The organism is Collinsella aerofaciens, from assembly GCF_028209395.1.
Classification (GTDB): Bacteria; Actinomycetota; Coriobacteriia; order Coriobacteriales; family Coriobacteriaceae; genus Collinsella; species Collinsella aerofaciens_AZ.
This window is the reverse complement of sequence record NZ_JAQLDQ010000002.1, coordinates 148,539-167,663: the sequence shown is the minus strand read 5'-3', so window position 1 is coordinate 167,663 and position 19,125 is coordinate 148,539. Positions and strand designations below refer to the sequence as shown.

Here is a 19,125-nt window from a genome sequence, read left to right as displayed (position 1 = left end):
CAGAGAACGGAAGGGGGCGCGTGGGGGAATCAACAGCTCCGAGGAAAAGTCCACCACTTGAGGGGCAGAAAACAACGGCCATTGAACATTCAGGGCCGACGCTCAACACTTCGGCTCGACACTTCGCTTTGGAAAGGGCCCCGGCGCGCCGGGGTCCCAACATAAAGAAGGGCCCCGGCGCGCAGGGCCTAAAGCTTAACCATGCGCGCGGCGATGCGGGCGCAGTCGCAGGCGGCCTTCTTCTCGAAAGAGTTGTAGTCACGACCCGGCCCTCGGCGCAGGGCTTGTCGCTGATGGCGCGCACGACGACGAGGGGCACGCCGTTGAGATAAGCGGCCTGCGCGATGGTGCAGCCCTCCATCTCGCAGCACAGGTCGCCGAAGGTCGCGAGGATTCGCTCCTTCTGTTCCGCGGGCGAGACGAACTGGTCGCCGGAGACGACGCGGCCCTTGAGGACCTTAATGTCGGGGGCGACGGCGGCCGCGGCGGCGCACGCCGCCAGCAAGGGCCGGAACGGATCGCGCAAGATCAAGGCGTCGCCCGGGAGGTCGGGCGTTACCGTCAGCCGGCGCCGCGTCTGCCGCATCATGAGGGAGAACGGCCTGGCCGGCGCATACGGCAGGAAGAGGTTCAAGGTGCACCCCGGGGCGGTCAACGAGGCCGACGTGTCGAACGTCGTCGCGCGCGGCTTCGGCGGCAGGGCGCCGTGCACCCATATATGCAGCGACTTGGTCTGCGTGCGCGTCGGGGCGTCGTGGAACTACGTCTGCCTGCTCGTCGACCTCTGCAACGGGGAGATCGTCGGCCACTCCGAAGGACCGAGGAGGGACGCGCGAGCTCCGAGCCAAGCTCTTGGATTACGTGCACTGGTACAACAACTTCAGGATCCACTCGACGCTGGGCTACATGTCGCCGGTCGAGTTCAGGGAGGCGGGGCCGTCCCTCCCGGAATCGTCCAAATAAGTGTTGCCAATCCATAGCCAATCCAGCCATCATCTTCGCGAAGGCGGACGTCAGGAAAAGCTCGGCTTGAGCTCGGTCGGACGCGGTCTGTGGGGCATCATTCAGGCTCAGGGGGTCTCCTTGTCTTCTTCGGTCGCAACCTGAATGATAGGGACGGCCCCTTCTCTCTTTCCCCTTCGTTTTCGACGCGTCACCCTCTCGGCGGGCTTAAGGCCCGCGCTCGCGGGTGCAGGGGCTACGCCCAAACCCCAAAAACGTAACGCCGTGCTCGAAGCGTTTCCGGACGTCAGCGTAATCTCAAATCCCGTTCGTCAACTCATGGGCAAGCCACCTGAGACTACTCATTTCTCCTACTGGCAATGAAGACCTGCGACCTGCAGTTTTGCAAACTGCTTGAAAGCCACCTGCGTTGATTCACTTCCTATTGCAGCTGGCGGCTTGCACGCGAAAAGGCATTTAAGTTTCAAAACGGGCGTTTTCGGCGCTATCGAGCCTCCAAAGGCATCCCGCCGCGCCCTTTGGGACAAAAACAAAAACTCAAAGCCCTGAGTTCGAAAATAGTTTTTGGAGTTGTCCCGACTTTTGTCCCCGAAGCCGACGAAACGCGACAGGGTGTCACCTGGCGGCACTCGATTCGAGACGGCACCGAAAACTGGATGCAACCGGAATGACAGGACGGCAGAACCGAAGCCATCGAGTAGGGATAGAAAAAGGCCCGGGTGCCATGGCATCCGGGCCTTTGCTAGCAACTTGATGTTGCGGGCAGCTTAGAACTTGTGGCCGCACTTCTTGCAGACGCGCAGCTTGTTCTTGCCGTCCTTCTCGTGACCGACGCGGGTAACCTTACCGCACTCGGGGCAAACGAGATTGACGTTGGAGGCGTCGATGGGAGCCTCCTGCGAAACGATGCCGCCCTGCTGGTTGGCAGCGTTGGGCTTGACGGCCTTCTTGACGACCGAAACGCCCTCGACAACGACCTTGTTCTCGGCGGGGAGAGCACGCAGGACAACGCCCTGCTTGCCGCGATCCTTACCAGAGAGAACCTGGACCTTATCGCCCTTCTTGATATACATATATCTCCCCTAACTACAGGGTCTCGGGAGCGAGCGAGACGATCTTCATGTACTTCTTGTCACGAAGCTCGCGAGCGACGGGCCCGAAGATACGGGTGCCGACGGGCGAACCATCGTTGTTGATGACAACGCAGGCGTTCTCATCAAAGCGAATGTAGGAGCCATCCTTGCGGCGGATCTCCTTAACGGTGCGAACGACGACGCAACGGACAACGTCCTTCTTCTTGACGTTGGCGCCAGGGGTAGCCTCCTGGACAGCACCGATGAACACATCGCCGATGCCTGCATAACGACGCTTGGAACCGCCAAGCACCTTGATGCAGCGAATCTTGCGAGCGCCGGAGTTGTCGGCGACGTTCAGCATGGTTTGCATCTGAATCATGGTAGATGTTCCTCCGAACTAAGAACCGAAGAGAGGTGCGCAGCCTTTATACGGCCCGTGGTATGCAAGCCAGACATACGCACATCTTCGGAAACGTACAAGTCGTAAGAGCGACTGCTTATTTAGCGCGCTCGACGACCTCGATGAGGCGCCAACGCTTCATCTTGGACATAGGACGGGTCTCCATAACGCGGACGGTGTCGCCCACGCCAGCCGTGCACTCCTCGTCGTGAGCGTGCAGCTTCTTGGAGCTGGTCATCATCTTGCCGTACTTAGGGTGACGCTTGCGCTCGGTGATGGTGACAACGATGGTCTTGGCACCGGAGACGGAGGTAACGACACCCGTACGGACCTTACGCGAGTTACGCGAATCAGTCATGTTCTCTCCTTAGGTCCTACTCGGCGACAGCGGACTTCTCCGCTGCGATCTCGCGGGCGCGCTGCTCCGTGAGGACGCGAGCGATGTCCTTCTTCACGGTGTTGACGCGAGCGGTGTTGTCCAGCTGGCTGGTGGCCATCTGGAAACGAAGGTTAAAGAGCTCGGCGCGCATTTCCTTCAGCTTCTCAACGAGCTGAGCGTCCGAGAGCTCACGAATCTCTGCGGGCTTCATTAGTTCTCCTCCTTGGCGGCGGCGGCGTCCTCAGCAGCCCACTTGGCCTCGAGAGCGGCCTCCTCAGCCATCTCCTTCTCGATGCGCTGCTCAGCGTTCTTGGCAGCAACAATCTTGGTCTTGATGGGAAGCTTGTGCTGTGCAAGACGCAGAGCCTCGCGAGCGACCTCCTCGGGCACGCCCTTGACCTCGAACATGATGCGGCCGGGCTTGACGACGGCCACCCACTCCTCGGGGTTACCCTTACCAGAACCCATGCGAGTCTCGGCAGGCTTCTTGGTGATGGGCTTATCGGGGAAGATCGTGATGTAGACACGACCGCCACGCTTCATGTAGCGGGTCATGGCAATACGAGCGGCCTCGATCTGACGGTTGGTGATCCAATGGGCCTCGAGAGCCTGGATACCAAACTCGCCGAAATGCAGCTCGGTATTACCCTTGGCCTGGCCCTTCATGGAGCCACGCTGCACCTTGCGGTGAAGAATACGCTTAGGGGCAAGCACTACTGACCCCTCCTCTCGGAGTTACGACGACGAGGACGGGAAGAGCCCTCGAGTGCAGGGTTGGGAACAGGCTGGCCCGGGAGCTTCTCGCCCAGGTAGATCCAGACCTTCACGCCGCAAGCGCCCATGGTGGTGCTGGCGACAGCCGTGCCGTAGTCGATCTTGGCACGGAGGGTGTGCAGAGGCACGCGACCCTCACGGTACCACTCACGACGGCCCATCTCGGCACCGCCGAGACGACCGGAGCACTGGATACGGATGCCCTTAGCGCCGGCCTTGCGGGCGGACTGGACAGCCTTGCGCATAGCGCGACGGAAGGCAACGCGGCCCTCGAGCTGCTCGGCGATAGACTGAGCAACGAGGTTGGCGTCGAGCTCGGGGCGCTTGATCTCGACAACGTCGACGGAGAGCTGGCCCTTGGAGACGCCAGCGACCTTCTCGAGCTCGGTGCGGAGGGTATCGATCTCGGCACCCTTCTTACCGATGACAACGCCGGGGCGAGCGGTGAGGATGATGACCTTCACCTTGTCGCCAGCGCGCTCGATCTCGACGCGGGAGACAGCTGCGCGGGAAAGACGCTTCTCGAGGTACTTGCGGATCTCGAGATCGTTACCGAGGGTCTTAGCGTAATCCTTCTCTGCGAACCAGCGGGAGCGCCAGTTCTCGGTGATGCCAAGACGGAAGCCGGTGGGGTAGACTTTCTGACCCATACAGCTTTACGCCTCCTTTCGAGGAGCAACGACGACGGTGATGTGGGAAGTACGCTTCAGAATGCGAGAAGCGGAACCCTTGGCGCGGGGACGGATGCGCTTAAGCGTCGGACCCTCGTCAACATAGGCAGCGGCGACAACCAGGTTGTCGGCACGCAGACCGTTGTTGTTCTCGGCGTTCGCAACGGCGGAACGGAGAACCTTCTCGACATCCACGGCGACGGCGCGGTCGCAGAAGTGGAGGATGTCGAAGGCCTGAGCGACAGGCTTGCGGCGGATCAGATCGACCACCAGGCGGGCCTTGCTGGGGGAAACACGCACGTACTTAGCGACGGCGCGAACCTCGGTGGCCTCAGTTTCAATAGACTTAGTTGCCATTTACGGTTAACCCCCTATTTGGCCTTGTGGCCACGGAACGTACGAGTCGGCGCGAACTCGCCGAGCTTGTGACCAACCATGGACTCGGTAACATACACGGGCACATGCTTGCGGCCGTCGTGGACGGCGATGGTGTGACCAACCATCTCGGGGAAGATGGTGGACGCGCGGGACCAGGTCTTCACGACGTCCTTCTTGCCAGCCTCGTTCATCGCGGTGATACGCGAGAGAAGGCGAGTCTCCACGAACGGGCCCTTTTTGAGACTTCTGCTCATAAGTGCTTTCTCCTAAAACTCGGTATCCGAAATTACTTCTTACGGCGACGAATGATGTGCTGGTTCGAGACCTTCTTCTTCTTGCGCGTACGAAGGCCCTTCGTCGGCTTACCCCAGGGGGTAACAGAGGGACGACCAGAGGTGTGGTTCTTGCCCTCGCCACCGCCGTGCGGGTGGTCGACAGGGTTCATGACGGTACCGCGGACGGTCGGGCGCACGTTCATGTGACGCTTACGGCCGGCCTTGCCGATGACGATGTTGGCGTGATCGGCGTTGCCGACCTCACCGACGGTGGCGCGGCAGGTAACGAGGATGCGGCGCATCTCGGAGGAAGGCATACGGACGATAGCGTACTTGCCTTCCTTACCCATCAGCTGGCAGGAGTTACCGGCGGAACGGGCGATAGCAGCGCCCTTGCCCGGCTGGAACTCGACGGCGTGGATGAGCGTACCGACGGGGATGTCGGCGAGGGGCAGAGCGTTGCCCGGCTTGATGTCGGCGTCAGAACCGGACATGATGGTCTGACCGACCTCGAGGCCCTTGGGGGCCAGGATGTAGCGCTTCTCACCGTCAGCGTAGTGCAGCAGAGCGATGCGAGCGGAACGGTTCGGATCGTACTCGATCGTGGCAACCTTGGCGGGCACGCCGTCCTTGTTGCGCTTGAAGTCGATCACGCGGTAACGACGCTTCACGCCGCCGCCCTGGTGGCGGGTGGTGATGCGGCCGTTGTTGTTACGACCGGCCTTCTTGGGCAGGGGCTCGAGAAGGGACTTCTCGGGCTTGGTGCAGGTGATCTCGGAGAAGTCGGAGATCGTCTGCCAACGCCTACCAGCGGAGGTCGGCTTAAGGTGCTTTACAGCCATTACAATCCCTTTCAATAGGAATCCGTTAGCCATCGCAGACAGGGATTCGAGGTTCTGCCTCGGGTGCGATGACACCGGACGTATACACGGTTCCGGGCGTGTCCATTTTATACGCCCGAAACCTTGAGCTCTCGCCTCCCCTATTTGGGAGGCATGAGCTCACTCAACAGCAGCGAGTCTTAGGCCTGGTTGCCAAAGACCTCGATGGTGTCGCCCTCGGCCAGCGTGACGATGGCCTTCTTCCAAGAACGGGTCTTGCCGGCGACATAGCGCACGCGCTTGATCTTGGGCTTGACCGTCAAGGTGTTCACGCGAACGACCTTGACGCCGAAGATCTCCTCGACAGCGTCCTTGATCTGATACTTGTTAGCATCCTTGGCGACCTCGAACGTGTACTTGTTCAGCTCCATGCCGGAGAAGGAACGCTCGGACACGATCGGACGGATGATGATCTCGTGGGCGGTCATTTATGCAAGCACCTCCCCGAAGTGAGCGGCGATGTCGGCGGGCATCAGCACAGCGTTGTTGTTGACGAGATCGTAGGTGTTGGCCTCGTCGGCAGTGATGATGAACGTCTTGGGAATGTTGCGGAACGACAGGTAGGCGTTGACGTCCTCATCGCGAACGATGATGGTCAGACGCTTGCCCTCAAGGCCGAGAGCCTTGAGCATGGCGACGGCAGCCTTGGTGGAAGGCTTCTCGAAGCCGTAGTCGTCGACGAGCACGAGCTCGCCATCGGCCAGCTTGGCGGACAGCGCGGAGCGCATAGCCAGCTTGACCTCCTTGTTGTTCATACGCTTAGCGTAGGAACGGGGCTTGGGGGCGAAGACAACGCCACCGTGACGCCACTGGGCAGCACGGATGGAACCCTGGCGGGCACGGCCGGTGCCCTTCTGACGCCAAGGCTTCTTGCCGCCACCGGAAACCTCAGAGCGACCCTTAGCAGACTGGGTGCCCTGACGCCAAGAGGCCATCTGGCACTTGACGATGTGGTGCATAACGTGGATGTTCGGCTCGATGCCGTACACCTCAGCGGCGAGCTCGGCCTCGGCGACCTTCTTGCCCTCGCTGTTCTTTACTTCAAACTTTGCCATTTAAGTGTTCTCCTTGGTATGACGCTGGGCTAAATGGGCTGGGCCCTTAGGCCATACGGATGGCGACGAGACCATTCTTGGCACCCGGGACAGCGCCCTTGACCAAGATGAGGTTCTGCTCGGCATCGATGCGGACAACGGAAAGGTTCTTGACGGTAACGCGCTCGTTACCCATGTGACCGGCCATCTTGACGCCCTTGAGGACGCGCGCAGGATAGGCGCACTGACCGATAGAACCGGGGTGACGCTGGAAGTGAGAACCATGCGTCATAGGACCGCGGCGCTGACCCCAGCGCTTGATGCGACCCTGGAAGCCCTTACCCTTGGAGGTACCGATGACGTCGACCTTCTCGACATCAGCGAAATCAGCGACGGTGACGACCTCGCCGACCTTGTGCTCCTCGCCGTTCTCGACGCGGACCTCACGAAGGAAGCGGACAGGCTCGACGCCAGCCTTGGCGAAGTGACCAGCCATGGGCTTGTTCACGTTCTTGGCCTTGATGTCGCCGAAACCGATCTGGACGGCGTCATAGCCGTCGGTTGCCTGAGTTTTAACCTGCGAGACAGCGCAGGGGCCAGCCTGGATGACCGTGACGGGAACGACGTTGTCGTCCTCGTCCCAAACCTGGGTCATGCCAATCTTGCGGCCGAGAATCATGCTGATCAAGATATGATCCCAACTCTCGCGTGGTCTTGGGACAATGCGTACACCACCGAGCGTACGCCCCTAGAGGACCACTACTTACACGACGTGCTCCCCAGCCTTGTATTTCGCCCGGACTACCTGACAACCCTATTAAGCAGGCATTTTGTCCAGCCAGAATACTCCCCTGGTTTCACACAGCTGTTTAGTATACACGGCTGCGGGCGTATCCATCGAGATTCATATTTCACTCACATTGTTTACGCAGGTAAAGTGCGTGGCACGTTCCCAGTGTGCGGCGGAGGGGGCGGGCCTGAGACATATTAAGGTTGCTGCTCTACAGTCCTGCTCACGACGGAGAGCACATTAAGTGCTCTCCTTTGCGTGCGGAACTCGCGATGACCTTAATATATTTCTCCGGCCCTCCGCCGTGCTCGGGAGACGACACGTTGATGTCTGCTTAACTCTGCTCGCTCAGGCTAATGACTTTGTTGGGGGTCCACTATTTGCTGGAGGGTGAACTTGCATTGCATTGGCTCGCCCTCTACTTGTGGCTCCGCCTCATCAAAATCGAAAATCATAATGGCGCAGTTGGGGAGTTTTGTTGGGAGCTCGAAGCCCTCTGGGGCTGCAGCCTTGATGAATTGGCGGCTGGCGCTGCCGTGGCTTACTGCTAGGAGGGTTTCGATGCCCTCGGCGCCCATGAGATTGGTGAGGGTGCCCACCATGCGCTCCTGCAGGGCATGGCTTCCTTCTCCGCCAAATGGGATCAGGTCCTCGCCGGGGTCCCAGACGTCGGTGGGTAGGGCGTCGTGGGGGCCTTCTTCGAAGGTGCCGTAGCTGCGCTCGATGATGCCTTCGCAGGGCTCGACTGCTGTGTCCGGGCCGAGGAGCTCGCATGCGACGAGCTGAGCCGTGTCCATGGCTCGGCCTAAGGGCGAAGAGACCACTTTGTCGGGGACGACGCCGTGGGCTTTGAGCCATGCGGCTGCCATTCCCGCTTGCTTGCGGCCCAGATCGGTCAACGGAGAATCGCAGCGGCCCTGGACGAGCTTTTTAACGTTGAATTCTGTCTGACCGTGGCGGAGTAGATATAGACGCTTCATGCTCTCCCCTTCTGTATAACTTGCTTTGCTGGCACAGCCCTACTCGTGGGTATGGCCTACGTAGTCTTCGTCGATCGTGATCTTGGCGACCGACTTGGGATATTCCGATTCGACCCGTTTCGCCAGCGCGCGCTTCAGGTCCTCGGCGCTCATCGCCAAATCCGAGGGACGTACGCAGTCAAAGATCACGTTGGTATGCGTGGGGCCCGGAACACAGCGTAGGTCGTGGATCGAGAGGCGGCTATCAATCTCTTGAGCCATAGCGTTGATGCGCAGACGCATGCTCGCCACCTTTGGATCGTCGGTCACGATGGGATCGTAATGGAGCGTGACGATCATGCCGTCTTCGACCCTAAACGACTGCTCGATGTTATCGAGCGTGTCGTGACTTTCCAGCGGGCTGGCCTCGGCTGCCATCTCGGCGTGAGCGCTTGCGAACTTCCTGCCCGGGCCGTAGTCGTGAACCATCAAATCGTGAACGCCCAAAACGCCGGGGTAGCTCATGATCTTGTCTCGAATGTGCTTGACCAGCTTTGGATCGGGTGCCTGGCCCAAAAGCGGGCTCACCGTATCCTGGATGAGCTCAAAGCCGCTCCAGCCGATATAGGCGCCAACGGCAAGGCCGACCCATGCGTCAAGATTGATGTGCGTCACCTGCGAAACAATTGCGCACGCCAGCACGGCACCCGTAGCTAGGACATCGTTCTTTGAGTCCTGAGCGGTCGCATGCAACGTCTCGGACTCAATGCGATCGCCGAGCTTTTGGTTGAGGGCCGCCATCCAGAGCTTAACAATCATCGAAAGCACCAAGACTGCCACCAGGGCAAGCGAGAACTCGACAGGTTCGGGGTGGATGATGCGCTCAACCGAGGACTTCACCAGCTCAACGCCAATCAGCAGCACGAGCGCCGCCACGACCAGACCCGAGAGATACTCGTAGCGGCCATGTCCGTAAGGATGCTCGGGGTCGGCCGGCTTGCCCGCCAGCTTAAAGCCAAGCACGCTCACGATGTTCGAGCTGGCATCGGACAGGTTGTTCATGGCGTCCGCCACAATCGAAACCGATCCCGACAGCACGCCAATTGCACCCTTCGCAGCGCAAAGCGCAACATTGGCGAGAATACACACTATGCCCGTCAACGTTCCCACGCGCGCACGGTCGCCCTGCGCACGACGAACAATCCACTCGACCATCCTCATCAGTCCCCACGGTACTACCTATATATCTATTGCTCAAACGGATTGTAGTGTAGCCACTTTGTCCTCCAGATACAAAAAGGCCGCAGCCCACACGGGCCGCAGCCTTGGAATATGACAAAGGAATCGTCCTTTTGTCGCACAGATTTATGCGCTTGCTTCAGCAGCGCTCGCCACTGTTTCGAGCGAATCAGCTGCGTCTTCTGCCGCCTGCATCTTTGTCGGCACCACGCCAAAACAGCAGCTCAGCGCCGCAGACACCGCAAATGCTGCGCCGCCGGCAGCGCAGCACCACAGCAGATTCGAGATGCCGCCCGTGGCAAAGCCAATGACCATGAGGACATTCGTCATACCGATGGTATAAGCCGTAACGTGGCCCACGGCCGCAACAAGGCCTCCGACGGCGCCGCCAACGGCCATGCACGTCAGACACCTGCCATATTTAAAGCCGCATCCGTACAGCGCTGGCTCGCTTACGCCGCCAAGAATCCCCGAGATTGAATAGCCCAGCATGAGCGCCTTCTCGTCCTTATCCGCAACGCGGAGCGACGCGCCAAAGGGCATACCCCAAACGGCGAACGTTGCCATCGTCGCGGCGATCAGGATGCACGAATCCGTTCCCACACTCATAAACTGCGCATAGGCGAGCGATAGGACAACGTTGCTGACACCCGCGATCTTAAGAAACTCCCAGCCCGCGGCAAGCCCCATGAGCGTGAGCAGCGACACGATGCCACCGGAATTGCCAAGCATAAACATAAGCTGTCCCAACAGCATGCCCAGATAGCTGCCTGCCGGCGCCGTAACACACAGCGACACCGGAACCATGACAAGCATGGTTGCAAACGGTACAAAAGAAAACGCCACAGCCTGAGGGATAGTGCGCTTAAAGAAACGCTCCACCTGCCATAGCACGGGCACCGAGATGAGAACCGGAATAACAGTCGTCGTGTAATCGTTGACCGGCGCGGGAAGTAGATCATACACGAAAGTCATCGATGTCCCCGTCGTCGATGCGGCATCAACGAGCTTAAGCAGATCGGGCACAATCAATACGCCGCCCAGCATCATGCCCAGCTGCTCCGAGCAACCGAGCTGGCGGGCAGCGGCCCAACCAAGATAGATGGGCAAAAAGTAATAGCCAGCGTTATACAGCCAGCTGTAAAACAGGCGATAGATTTCGGAATCGGCAGGCCATAGACCAAGCATGCCTTCGCCCATAATGACGGCAACGGTGCGGAACAGCGCCGCGCAGACAATAAACGGCAACGCCGACATCATGCTTTTGGACAGATAGTCCACCACGGCCATGGCGTTTGATGAAACCGTCGTTGTAAACGAGGTGTTAGAAACTTGTGACATGGAACGCCTTTCCCAATGTGACATGCGGACTGTCCCTTTGTCACATCGTGCGGTACTGACCGATTGCGCGGTACTTTTCGTAGCGGAGGTTTGTGAGGGTCGCGTCGTCGAGCTGCCCAAGCGTATCGAAGGCATCAAATGCCGAGGACATGACGACACCGGCGATCTCCTCATGCGACAGGCCCCTATCGTCAACAATGCCGTCGATGATGCCGAGCGCCAACAGATCGGGGGCCGTGAGCTTAAGCGCCTCAGCGGCCTCATTCGCGCGCTCGGTATCCTTCCACAGGATCGACGCACAGGCCTCGGGGCTCACGACCGAATAGGCCGAGCTCGAGAGCATCAGGATGCGGTCGGCCACGGACAGCGCCAGCGCGCCACCAGAGCCGCCCTCGCCTGTCACCACCGAGACAATCGGCGTCTTAAGGCCGCTCATCTCCATGAGATTCTGGGCAATCGCCTCGCCCTGGCCGCGCTCCTCGGCACCGATGCCGCAAAACGCGCCCGAAGTATCAACCAGGCACAGAACCGGCCGACCAAATTTCTCGGCTTGGTGCATCAGGCGACGTGCCTTGCGGTAGCCCTCGGGATGTGCCATACCAAAGTTGCGACGCATGCGCTCTTTGGTCGTGGTACCGCGCTCGATGGCGATAACCGTCACGGGTCGCCCGTCTTTCCAGCCGATGCCGCCCACCACGGCAGCATCGTCGCCAAAGTAGCGGTCGCCGTGCAGCTCTACGAATCCGTCGAGACCCAACGAGATCATCTCGCCTGCCGTGGCGCGGTTCGCCGAGCGAGTCTGTTTGACGATTTCGAGCGCGCTTTTTGGTGCGGCCGAGCGCTTAAACAAGTGTCCCAGCTTTTTGTCGCGACGACCCGTATGCACGATCTCATGCGGAGCCCCCAGACCAGGCGCGTGCCCTTCGTGCAGCGCCAGCAGCTCGCCTACCGTGAGCGCAATCTCACCACGCGGAACAACGGCATCGCAAAAGCCGTGCTCCAGCAAAAACTCGGAACGCTGGAATCCCTTGGGCAGACGCTTGTGCATGTTCTGCTCGATCACGCGCGGGCCGGCAAATGCCGTCAGGGCATCGGGCTCGGCCAGGATAATGTCGCCCTCCATGGCAAAGCTCGCGGTTACACCTCCGGTCGTGGGATCGGTGAGCACCGTGATATACAGGCCGCCCGCCTCGCTGTGGCGCCTAACCGCCGCAGAAATCTTGGCCATCTGCATGAGCGAGGTCACGCCCTCCTGCATGCGGGCGCCGCCCGATACGGTAAAGCCAACGACCGGCAGCCCCAACTCGGCCGCGCGCTCAAAGACATGACAGATCTTCTCGCCCACCACGGAGCCCATTGAGCCCATCATAAAGTTGGCATCCATAAAGAAGAGCGCGGTATCGCAGCCGCAGATTTTGCCCCTGCCGCACACAACGGCATCGCGCTCGCCCGAACGCTCGCTCACGCTCTTAAGCTTGTTGGCATAACCGGGAAACGAGAGGAAGTCCTTCGACGCCAGATTGGCATCCCATTCCTCAAAGGTACCCGCGTCGACCGTCATGCGCATGCGCGCGCGACCGCTCACGCGAAAGTGTTTGCCGCAACGAGGGCAGACCTCGAGGTTGTCGTGCAGGCGCGCCTCATCGATCACACGGCGGCACTCCGGGCATTTGACAAACACGTGGCGCGCGGGGAACTCGGCGCACGACTCGGTTATCGGCCCCTCAAGGACATTGACCGTCTTCGCTTTTCTATTCATCAGCATAGAGATGCCCCATCAGATCGGTGTGATACATGCCCGACAAAAACTCGTCGTTTGCCAGCACGTCGAGCTGAAGCTCGCTATTTTCGCTCACGCCCTCAATCACGAGCTCGCCCAGGGCCGAGCGCATCTTGCGAATGGCACCGTCACGCGTGGGCGCGCACACGATGAGCTTGCCGAGCATGGAGTCGTAGTACGGCGGAACTTTCGCTCCGGTAAACATGGCGGAATCCCAGCGCACGCGCGGACCACCCGGCACACGCAACGCGGTGACCGTTCCACATGACGGTAGAAAGTCCGGCGTTTCGGCATTGATGCGGCACTCCATGGCGTGGTTGCGGACCGGTACGTCCTCCTGCTCAAAGGGCAGAGGCTGGCCGGCAGCCACGCGCAGCTGCCACTTAACCAGGTCGGTATCGGTCACAAACTCCGTAACCGGATGCTCCACCTGCAAGCGCGTGTTCATTTCCATAAAGTAGAAATTGCCGTCATCTGAGTACAAAAACTCGATGGTGCCAGCGCCCTCATAGCCAACGGCACGAGCCAGGTCGCGCGCGGCCTTGTGCATACGGGCACGAATATCATCGCGTCCGTCGAGGCACGGCGCGGGGCTCTCCTCGATCAGCTTTTGGTTGCGGCGCTGCACCGAGCACTCGCGCTCGCCGAGCGAAAACACATGGCCCTGCTTATCGGCCATAATCTGTACCTCAACGTGATGCGCCGGCGCAACGAACTTCTCCATGTAGCACTCGCCGTCGCCAAAAACGGCCTCACCCTCGGCACGCGCCTCGATGAACGCCTTTGCCGCATCTTCCACGCGCTCGACCTTGCGAATACCGCGACCGCCGCCGCCCGCGCGCGCCTTAATAAGCACGGGGCAGCCGATGCGCTCGGCCTCGGCCGTTGCTTCCTCGGGGCTTTTGAGCAAATCGCAGCCCGGCACGATGGGCACGCCCGCAGCAGCGGCCGTTCGGCGTGCGGCGTCCTTGTCGCCCATGCTGTCGATCACCTCGGCCGAAGGACCGACAAACGCCAGACCGAACTTGTCGCAGTCGCGCACGAAGCTCGCCTTCTCGGAAAAGAAGCCATAGCCGGGATGAATTGCCTTAGCTCCCGACTTTACGGCACAGGTGAGCACGGCATCGTCGTTGAGGTAGCTCTCGGCAAGACGCGGGCCGCCGATGCAATACGCCTCGTCGGCAAGTTGCACGTGTAGCGCGTCCGCATCGGCCGTGGAATAAACGGCGACGGTCTTGATGCCCATATCGCGGCACGCGCGGATAACACGGACCGCGACTTCGCCGCGGTTGGCGATGAGCACTTTGTCGAACATGGAGCCTTCCTTAACTTTCGTGCATGAGTGCAAAAGACATATCGGCGCGGCAGCAAACCTCACCGTTGACGCTCGCAGTACCCGTCGCAAAGCGGAACGGCCCGCGCGCACGCGTGATGGAGCACACTAGATCCACCGTGTCGCCCGGGCGCACCGGACGCTTAAAGCGCACCTTGTCCAGACTCGTGTAGAACGGCGTCGCGCCGCGCGCCTCCTCATCGCCCATCAGCAGCACGCAGCAGTTCTGGGCGAGCATCTCGCACTGAATCACGCCGGGAACGACCGGGTTTCCCGGAAAATGTCCCTGCAAAAAGTACTCGTCGCCTGTAATCGTGATCTTGCCGTGGGCCTCGTCGCCCACCAGCTCGGCTTCGTCGAGCAAAAGCATCGGCTCGCGATGCGGCAACAGCTTCTTGAGCTCTTCTTTGTTCATGGATATCACCTATCCGATCCTCATGAGGCAGCTGCCAAACTCCACGAGGTCGCCGTCGGCCACGCAGATCTCGAGCACCTCACCGTCTGCCTCGGCCGTCACCTCGTTGAGAACCTTCATGGCCTCGATGATGCAGAGGGTCTCGCCGGCCTTGACCTTGGAGCCCACGCGCACAAACGGCTCGTCGCCCGGCGCAGGGGCAGCATAGAAGACGCCCACCATGGGAGCAGTCACCTCGGTGCCCTTGGGCTCCGGCGCGGCGGCAGGTGTCTGCGTGGCGGGCTCCGGTGCGGCAGGCGCGACTGTGGGAGCTGCAACTTGAGCGGCCATGGCGCTCGGCATAGGCATGGGCACGGCAACCGGCTGCGCGGCACTCGCGCGCTCGAGTTCGACCGCGGTGCCATCGGGCTCCTCAACACGTACGCGCGTAAGGCCGCGGTCCTCCATCACATCGGCTATCTCGGCAAGTCTTTTGGAATCCATGCTCTAGCTCCTCGTATATCTACGCAGCGCGATGGCGGCGTTGTGCCCGCCAAAGCCCAGGTTGGTCGAAAGCGCCCAGGTAAGGTCGGCGCGAACCGCGCGATTGGGCGTGTAATCAAGATCGCAGGCGGAATCGGGCGTGTGGTAGTTAATGGTCGGCGGCACCACGCCCTGCTCGAGTGCCATGGCGCAGGCCATGACCTCAATGGCCCCCGTGGCACCGATCATGTGCCCCGTCATCGACTTGGTCGACGAGACATGTGCGGCGCGCGCCGCGTCCTCGCCGAGCGCTCGCTTAATGCCCGCCGTCTCGGACGAATCATTAAGCTTGGTCGAGGTGCCGTGGGCATTGATGTAGAGGCCCTCGGAAGGCTTGACGTCGCCCTCGGCCACCGCCAGCGATATCGCGCGGGCAATGCCGGCAGCCTCGGGATCGGGACTCGTGATGTGATAAGCATCATCGGTGTTACCGTAGCCCACGACCTCGGCATAAATGTGCGCACCGCGCGCCTGCGCATGTTCCATGCTCTCGAGTACCAGCACGCAAGCGCCCTCGCCCATCACAAAGCCGTCGCGGTCTGCATCGAACGGGCGGCAAGCCGTCGCAGGATCGGGGTTGGTGGTCAATGCGCGGCAGGACGTAAAGCCTGCAACGGCATCGGGGATAATGGCCGCCTCGGCGCCGCCCGCGAGGATCGCGTCGGCATAGCCGTGCTTGATGGCGCGGAACGCCTCGCCCACCGCATGGGCCGAGGTCGCGCAAGCAGTCACGACTGGCAGGGTCGGTCCCTTTGCCTTGTGGCGGATCGCGATATTGCCCGAAGCCATGTTGGGAATCATCATCGCAATCATATAGGGCGATGCGCGGCGAGGTCCACGATCGGCGATCATGTGGACGTTGTCGACGAGCGTCGTCATGCCGCCCACGCCCGAGCCCACGTAGACGCCCAGACGCTCACGATCGATGGCGCCTTCGACATCAAAGCCCGCATCGTGCATTGCCTCGTCCGAAGCCGCCATCGCAAACTGAACGCAGGGGTCGAGATGCTTGGCGTCACGCTTGCCAAAGTACTCGTTGCCGTCAAAGCCCTTGACTTCGGCCGCCACCTTGACGGTAAACGCATCGGTATCGAAGTGCGTGATCGGGCCGATGCCACAGGTCCCGGCGCACATGGCCGCCCAGGTGGCAAGCGCGGTGTTGCCGAGCGGCGATACGGCACCGATGCCGGTGATTGCAACTCTCTGTTCCATCATGGTCTCCTCATCCAAGCCGTTCTTCGGCCCTGGTTTCTACATCGCCATTCCGCCGTCGACGCGCACGACCTCGCCCGTAATGTAAGCAGCCGCATCGCTCGCTAAAAAGCGCACCACGCCGGCCACTTCCTCGGGACGCGCCATGCGCTTAAGGGGAATCTGTTCCTCGGTTGCCGTACGCACCTTCTCCGAGAGCTTTGCCGTCATATCTGTCTCGACAAACCCGGGGGCGACCGCGTTCGCTCGTACGCCACGAGGCGCAAGCTCGCGCGCCACCGCCTTGGTAAGCCCTATCACGCCCGCCTTGGAAGCAGCGTAGTTGGCTTGCCCGGCATTGCCCATCAGGCCCACGACCGAGCTCATGTTGACGACGCAACCGCCGCGCTGGCGCATAAAGGTCTTGGTGAGCGCGCGCGTCATATTGAATGTTCCCTTGAGATTGACATCGAGCACGCGATCGAATGCGTCATCGCCCATGCGCATGAGCAGGCCATCGCGGGTGATGCCGGCGTTGTTGACGAGCGCCCAAATGGAACCAAAGTCGTTGAGGACCGCTTCCACGCACGCGTTGACGGCAGCGGGATCGGCCACGTCGCATTGATATGCGCGTGCCGTGGCGCCAACCGCCTCACAGGCTTCGCACGTCTTGCGCGCCGCATCGACGCTGCCGGCATAGACGACGGCGATATCAAAGCCGTCCTCCGCCAGACCGACAGCGCAGGCGCGGCCGATACCCCGCGAGCCGCCCGTGACCAGTGCCACGCGACGTGAGTCGTTGCGCTCGAGCGCGCCGTTGTTCAAGTTGCCCATGTCATTCCTTTCGGGTTACAGCCCTGTGGACTATGCGAGCTCGTCGGCAATAGCTGCGACCTGCTCGGCCGTTTCGCACGAATACACGCGAACGTCGCTCAGCGTACGCTTGGCCAGGCCCGACAGCGTTTTGCCAGGGCCGACCTCAATAAACGTGTCGATGCCCTGATTCTGCAGAGCATGCAGCGTGTCGACCCAACGAACGGCATGACTCACCTGATTGGCCAAGACATCCGATGCCGCTCGCGGGTCCGCCGGATAGGGCGCCGCCGTCATGTTTGCCATGACCGGAATCAGCAGCGGTGACGGCGCGTGGCCGGCTTGGATATACGTCGCCAGCCCCTCAGTCGCCTCGGCCATATAGGGGCTATGAAATGCGCCCGACACCGCGACTTTCATAGCGCGGCCGCCAGCCTCTTTTACTAGGACGTCGAGCTCCTGCAGCGCCTCGGGCGGTCCGGCAACAACCGTCTGCTGCGGACTGTTGTAGTTGACCGGCCAGCAGTCCTCGCCGGCCTGTTTTGCCAGGTTCTCGACTTGCGCCGCATCGAGCTTGATGACGGCGCGCATGCCGCCCGGATGGCGCTCGGCAGCCGCGGCCATCAGCGCCGCGCGCTCGCACACGAGCTCAAAGCCCGCTCGCGTATCGAACGCCCCCGCAAAGGTGAGCGCGGCGACCTCGCCAAGCGAAAAACCCGCACAGGCGGCAGGTACCACGCCGCGCTCACGCAGGGCGGCAGCCGCTGCCAGATCGTGAACGAACACGCACGGCTGCGTGTTCTCGGTCTGCGAGAGCTCCTCCTTGGAGGCGCTTCGGCACTGCTCACTGGTCCCCGGGCGCACCTCGTCGGCAATGGCGAACACCTCGGCGGCCGCCGGCGATGCCTCGATCAGGTCGACGCCCATCGCGGGGTGCTGGGCGCCCTGGCCGGCAAACAGAAACGCTACGCCACCCATGCGCACGCACCCTTCAGGACGTGCTCGGCGCCATCGACCAGGTCGTCAACGATTTCACGTGCGCTTTGGCGCTCGTTGACCATGCCGGCAATCTGTCCACACAAAAACGAGCCCTCTTCGTAATTGCCGTCCTTGGCGGCCTTGCGAAGGGCGCCCGTGCCCATGGCCCCGAGCTCCTCGACGCTTACGCCCGCCGCCTCGCTCTTGGCGTAGGCGTTGGTGAAGGGGCTCTTGAGGGCACGCACCGGGTGTCCCGTCGAGCGGCCGGTCGCACGCGTCGAGGTGTCGTTGGCCTTCAGGACCATCTCCTTGTACTGCTCCGATACGGTGCACTCATCTGCGATCAGAAAGCGCGTACCCACCTGCACGCCGGCGGCGCCCAGCATAAAGGCGGCCGCCACGCCGCGGCCATCAGCGATACCGCCAGCCGCAACCACGGGAATATCGACCGCATCGACAACCTGCGGCACCAGTGCCATCGTCGAGGTCTCGCCAATATGGCCGCCTGATTCGGTACCCTCGGCAACCACGGCAGTGGCTCCACGACGCGCCACGAGGCGCGCCAGCGCCACCGAGGCAACGACCGGGATGACCTTGATGCCCGCCTCGTTCCACGCCTTCATGTACTTGGTGGGATTGCCGGCACCCGTCACGACGACCGGCACCCGCTCGTCAATCACGACCCGCGCGACCTCGTCGGCAAACGGGCTCATGAGCATGACGTTGACGCCAAAGGGCTTATCCGTCCTGGCGCGCAGCTCATGAATCTGGTCGCGCAGCCAGTTGGCGTCGGCGTTCATGGCCGCGATAATCCCTAAGCCGCCCGCCTCGGACACTGCGGACGCCAGCGAGGCGTCGGCGATCCAGGCCATACCGCCCTGGAACACGGGCTTTTCGATGCCGAGCAGATCGCAGAGAGGAGTCTTGAGCATC

23 protein-coding genes and 3 pseudogenes are annotated in these 19,125 nt (G+C 61.3%); 2 read left to right on the top strand and 24 right to left on the bottom strand.

Annotation, left to right across the window (positions count from 1 at the left end; translation table 11 throughout):
- Window positions 1–334: 334 nt before the first annotated feature.
- Window positions 335–505, bottom strand: a pseudogene (locus tag PMW67_RS09755) (phosphorylase family protein); the annotation flags it as partial.
- Between PMW67_RS09755 and PMW67_RS09750 the strand changes: the two are divergent.
- Window positions 462–569 (top strand): annotated as a pseudogene (locus PMW67_RS09750) (hypothetical protein); the annotation flags it as partial. The pseudogenes PMW67_RS09755 and PMW67_RS09750 sit on opposite strands and share 44 nt — an antisense overlap.
- A 292-nt stretch (window positions 570–861) precedes the next feature.
- On the top strand, window positions 862–963 hold the full coding sequence (locus PMW67_RS02035) for an IS3 family transposase (RefSeq protein WP_231501554.1): 102 nt from the start codon (window positions 862–864) through the stop codon (window positions 961–963).
- Between the two features lie 767 nt (window positions 964–1,730).
- Here PMW67_RS02035 and rplX read toward each other — a convergent pair.
- The 23 genes and pseudogenes from rplX to fabK form a co-directional block, all read right to left on the bottom strand.
- The gene (gene rplX, locus PMW67_RS02030) at window positions 1,731–2,036 is read right to left on the bottom strand and encodes a 50S ribosomal protein L24 (protein WP_006235043.1); all 306 of its coding nucleotides are present in this window, start codon (window positions 2,034–2,036) and stop codon (window positions 1,731–1,733) included.
- Between the two features lie 13 nt (window positions 2,037–2,049).
- A complete protein-coding gene (rplN, locus tag PMW67_RS02025; protein WP_006235041.1) occupies window positions 2,050–2,418 on the bottom strand; it encodes a 50S ribosomal protein L14 in 369 nt (122 codons plus the stop codon).
- A gap of 118 nt (window positions 2,419–2,536) precedes the next feature.
- Window positions 2,537–2,797, bottom strand: a complete 261-nt coding sequence (rpsQ, locus tag PMW67_RS02020) for a 30S ribosomal protein S17 (protein ID WP_006235040.1) — start codon at window positions 2,795–2,797, stop codon at window positions 2,537–2,539.
- Between the two features lie 16 nt (window positions 2,798–2,813).
- Complete coding sequence (gene rpmC / locus PMW67_RS02015; protein ID WP_006235039.1) at window positions 2,814–3,029, bottom strand: 50S ribosomal protein L29; 216 nt, start codon at window positions 3,027–3,029, stop codon at window positions 2,814–2,816.
- A gap of 86 nt (window positions 3,030–3,115) precedes the next feature.
- A pseudogene (gene rplP, locus PMW67_RS02010) lies at window positions 3,116–3,532 on the bottom strand (50S ribosomal protein L16); the annotation flags it as partial.
- Complete coding sequence (rpsC, locus tag PMW67_RS02005) at window positions 3,532–4,242, bottom strand: 30S ribosomal protein S3 (RefSeq protein ID WP_006235037.1); 711 nt, start codon at window positions 4,240–4,242, stop codon at window positions 3,532–3,534. The gene rpsC and the pseudogene rplP, both read right to left, overlap by 1 nt.
- Window positions 4,243–4,248: 6 nt before the next feature.
- Entirely contained in the window at window positions 4,249–4,620 is a 372-nt protein-coding gene (gene rplV / locus PMW67_RS02000) for a 50S ribosomal protein L22 (RefSeq protein ID WP_006235036.1), read from the bottom strand.
- A gap of 14 nt (window positions 4,621–4,634) precedes the next feature.
- Complete coding sequence (gene rpsS, locus PMW67_RS01995; protein WP_006235035.1) at window positions 4,635–4,895, bottom strand: 30S ribosomal protein S19; 261 nt, start codon at window positions 4,893–4,895, stop codon at window positions 4,635–4,637.
- Window positions 4,896–4,927: 32 nt separating this feature from the next.
- Window positions 4,928–5,758 (bottom strand): 50S ribosomal protein L2, encoded by an 831-nt coding sequence (gene rplB, locus PMW67_RS01990; protein WP_055250219.1) that lies wholly within the window; start codon window positions 5,756–5,758, stop codon window positions 4,928–4,930.
- Window positions 5,759–5,937: 179 nt separating this feature from the next.
- The gene (rplW, locus tag PMW67_RS01985; protein WP_117647573.1) at window positions 5,938–6,225 is read right to left on the bottom strand and encodes a 50S ribosomal protein L23; all 288 of its coding nucleotides are present in this window, start codon (window positions 6,223–6,225) and stop codon (window positions 5,938–5,940) included.
- A complete protein-coding gene (gene rplD, locus PMW67_RS01980) occupies window positions 6,226–6,852 on the bottom strand; it encodes a 50S ribosomal protein L4 (protein ID WP_006235032.1) in 627 nt (208 codons plus the stop codon).
- Window positions 6,853–6,898: 46 nt separating this feature from the next.
- The gene (gene rplC, locus PMW67_RS01975; protein WP_035137484.1) at window positions 6,899–7,519 is read right to left on the bottom strand and encodes a 50S ribosomal protein L3; all 621 of its coding nucleotides are present in this window, start codon (window positions 7,517–7,519) and stop codon (window positions 6,899–6,901) included.
- Window positions 7,520–7,974: 455 nt separating this feature from the next.
- Entirely contained in the window at window positions 7,975–8,601 is a 627-nt protein-coding gene (locus PMW67_RS01970; protein ID WP_117843487.1) for a histidine phosphatase family protein, read from the bottom strand.
- Between the two features lie 39 nt (window positions 8,602–8,640).
- Window positions 8,641–9,795, bottom strand: coding sequence for a cation diffusion facilitator family transporter (locus tag PMW67_RS01965; RefSeq protein WP_271729395.1), 1,155 nt, complete (start codon window positions 9,793–9,795; stop codon window positions 8,641–8,643).
- Between the two features lie 150 nt (window positions 9,796–9,945).
- The gene (locus PMW67_RS01960) at window positions 9,946–11,160 is read right to left on the bottom strand and encodes a PTS sugar transporter subunit IIC (protein ID WP_271738612.1); all 1,215 of its coding nucleotides are present in this window, start codon (window positions 11,158–11,160) and stop codon (window positions 9,946–9,948) included.
- 40 nt (window positions 11,161–11,200) lie between these two features.
- On the bottom strand, window positions 11,201–12,925 hold the full coding sequence (accD, locus tag PMW67_RS01955) for an acetyl-CoA carboxylase, carboxyltransferase subunit beta (protein ID WP_117839650.1): 1,725 nt from the start codon (window positions 12,923–12,925) through the stop codon (window positions 11,201–11,203).
- Complete coding sequence (locus tag PMW67_RS01950) at window positions 12,912–14,255, bottom strand: acetyl-CoA carboxylase biotin carboxylase subunit (protein WP_117647602.1); 1,344 nt, start codon at window positions 14,253–14,255, stop codon at window positions 12,912–12,914. The genes accD and PMW67_RS01950 overlap by 14 nt, the downstream gene beginning before the upstream one ends.
- Window positions 14,256–14,265: 10 nt before the next feature.
- Complete coding sequence (gene fabZ, locus PMW67_RS01945) at window positions 14,266–14,688, bottom strand: 3-hydroxyacyl-ACP dehydratase FabZ (RefSeq protein ID WP_099432064.1); 423 nt, start codon at window positions 14,686–14,688, stop codon at window positions 14,266–14,268.
- Window positions 14,689–14,697: 9 nt separating this feature from the next.
- A complete protein-coding gene (gene accB, locus PMW67_RS01940) occupies window positions 14,698–15,171 on the bottom strand; it encodes an acetyl-CoA carboxylase biotin carboxyl carrier protein (protein ID WP_117839649.1) in 474 nt (157 codons plus the stop codon).
- Between the two features lie 3 nt (window positions 15,172–15,174).
- Window positions 15,175–16,422, bottom strand: a complete 1,248-nt coding sequence (fabF, locus tag PMW67_RS01935) for a beta-ketoacyl-ACP synthase II (RefSeq protein ID WP_271738611.1) — start codon at window positions 16,420–16,422, stop codon at window positions 15,175–15,177.
- 39 nt (window positions 16,423–16,461) lie between these two features.
- Window positions 16,462–17,235 carry a 3-oxoacyl-[acyl-carrier-protein] reductase gene (fabG, locus tag PMW67_RS01930; RefSeq protein WP_089572490.1) on the bottom strand — a complete coding sequence of 258 codons (774 nt, stop codon included), beginning with the start codon at window positions 17,233–17,235 and terminating at the stop codon, window positions 16,462–16,464.
- Window positions 17,236–17,265: 30 nt separating this feature from the next.
- Window positions 17,266–18,192: an ACP S-malonyltransferase gene (locus tag PMW67_RS01925; RefSeq protein WP_117765066.1), complete on the bottom strand. Its 927-nt coding sequence runs from the start codon at window positions 18,190–18,192 to the stop codon at window positions 17,266–17,268.
- Window positions 18,180–19,124 carry an enoyl-[acyl-carrier-protein] reductase FabK gene (gene fabK, locus PMW67_RS01920; RefSeq protein ID WP_117563768.1) on the bottom strand — a complete coding sequence of 315 codons (945 nt, stop codon included), beginning with the start codon at window positions 19,122–19,124 and terminating at the stop codon, window positions 18,180–18,182. Before fabK ends, PMW67_RS01925 begins: the two co-directional genes overlap by 13 nt.
- Window position 19,125: the final 1 nt, after the last annotated feature.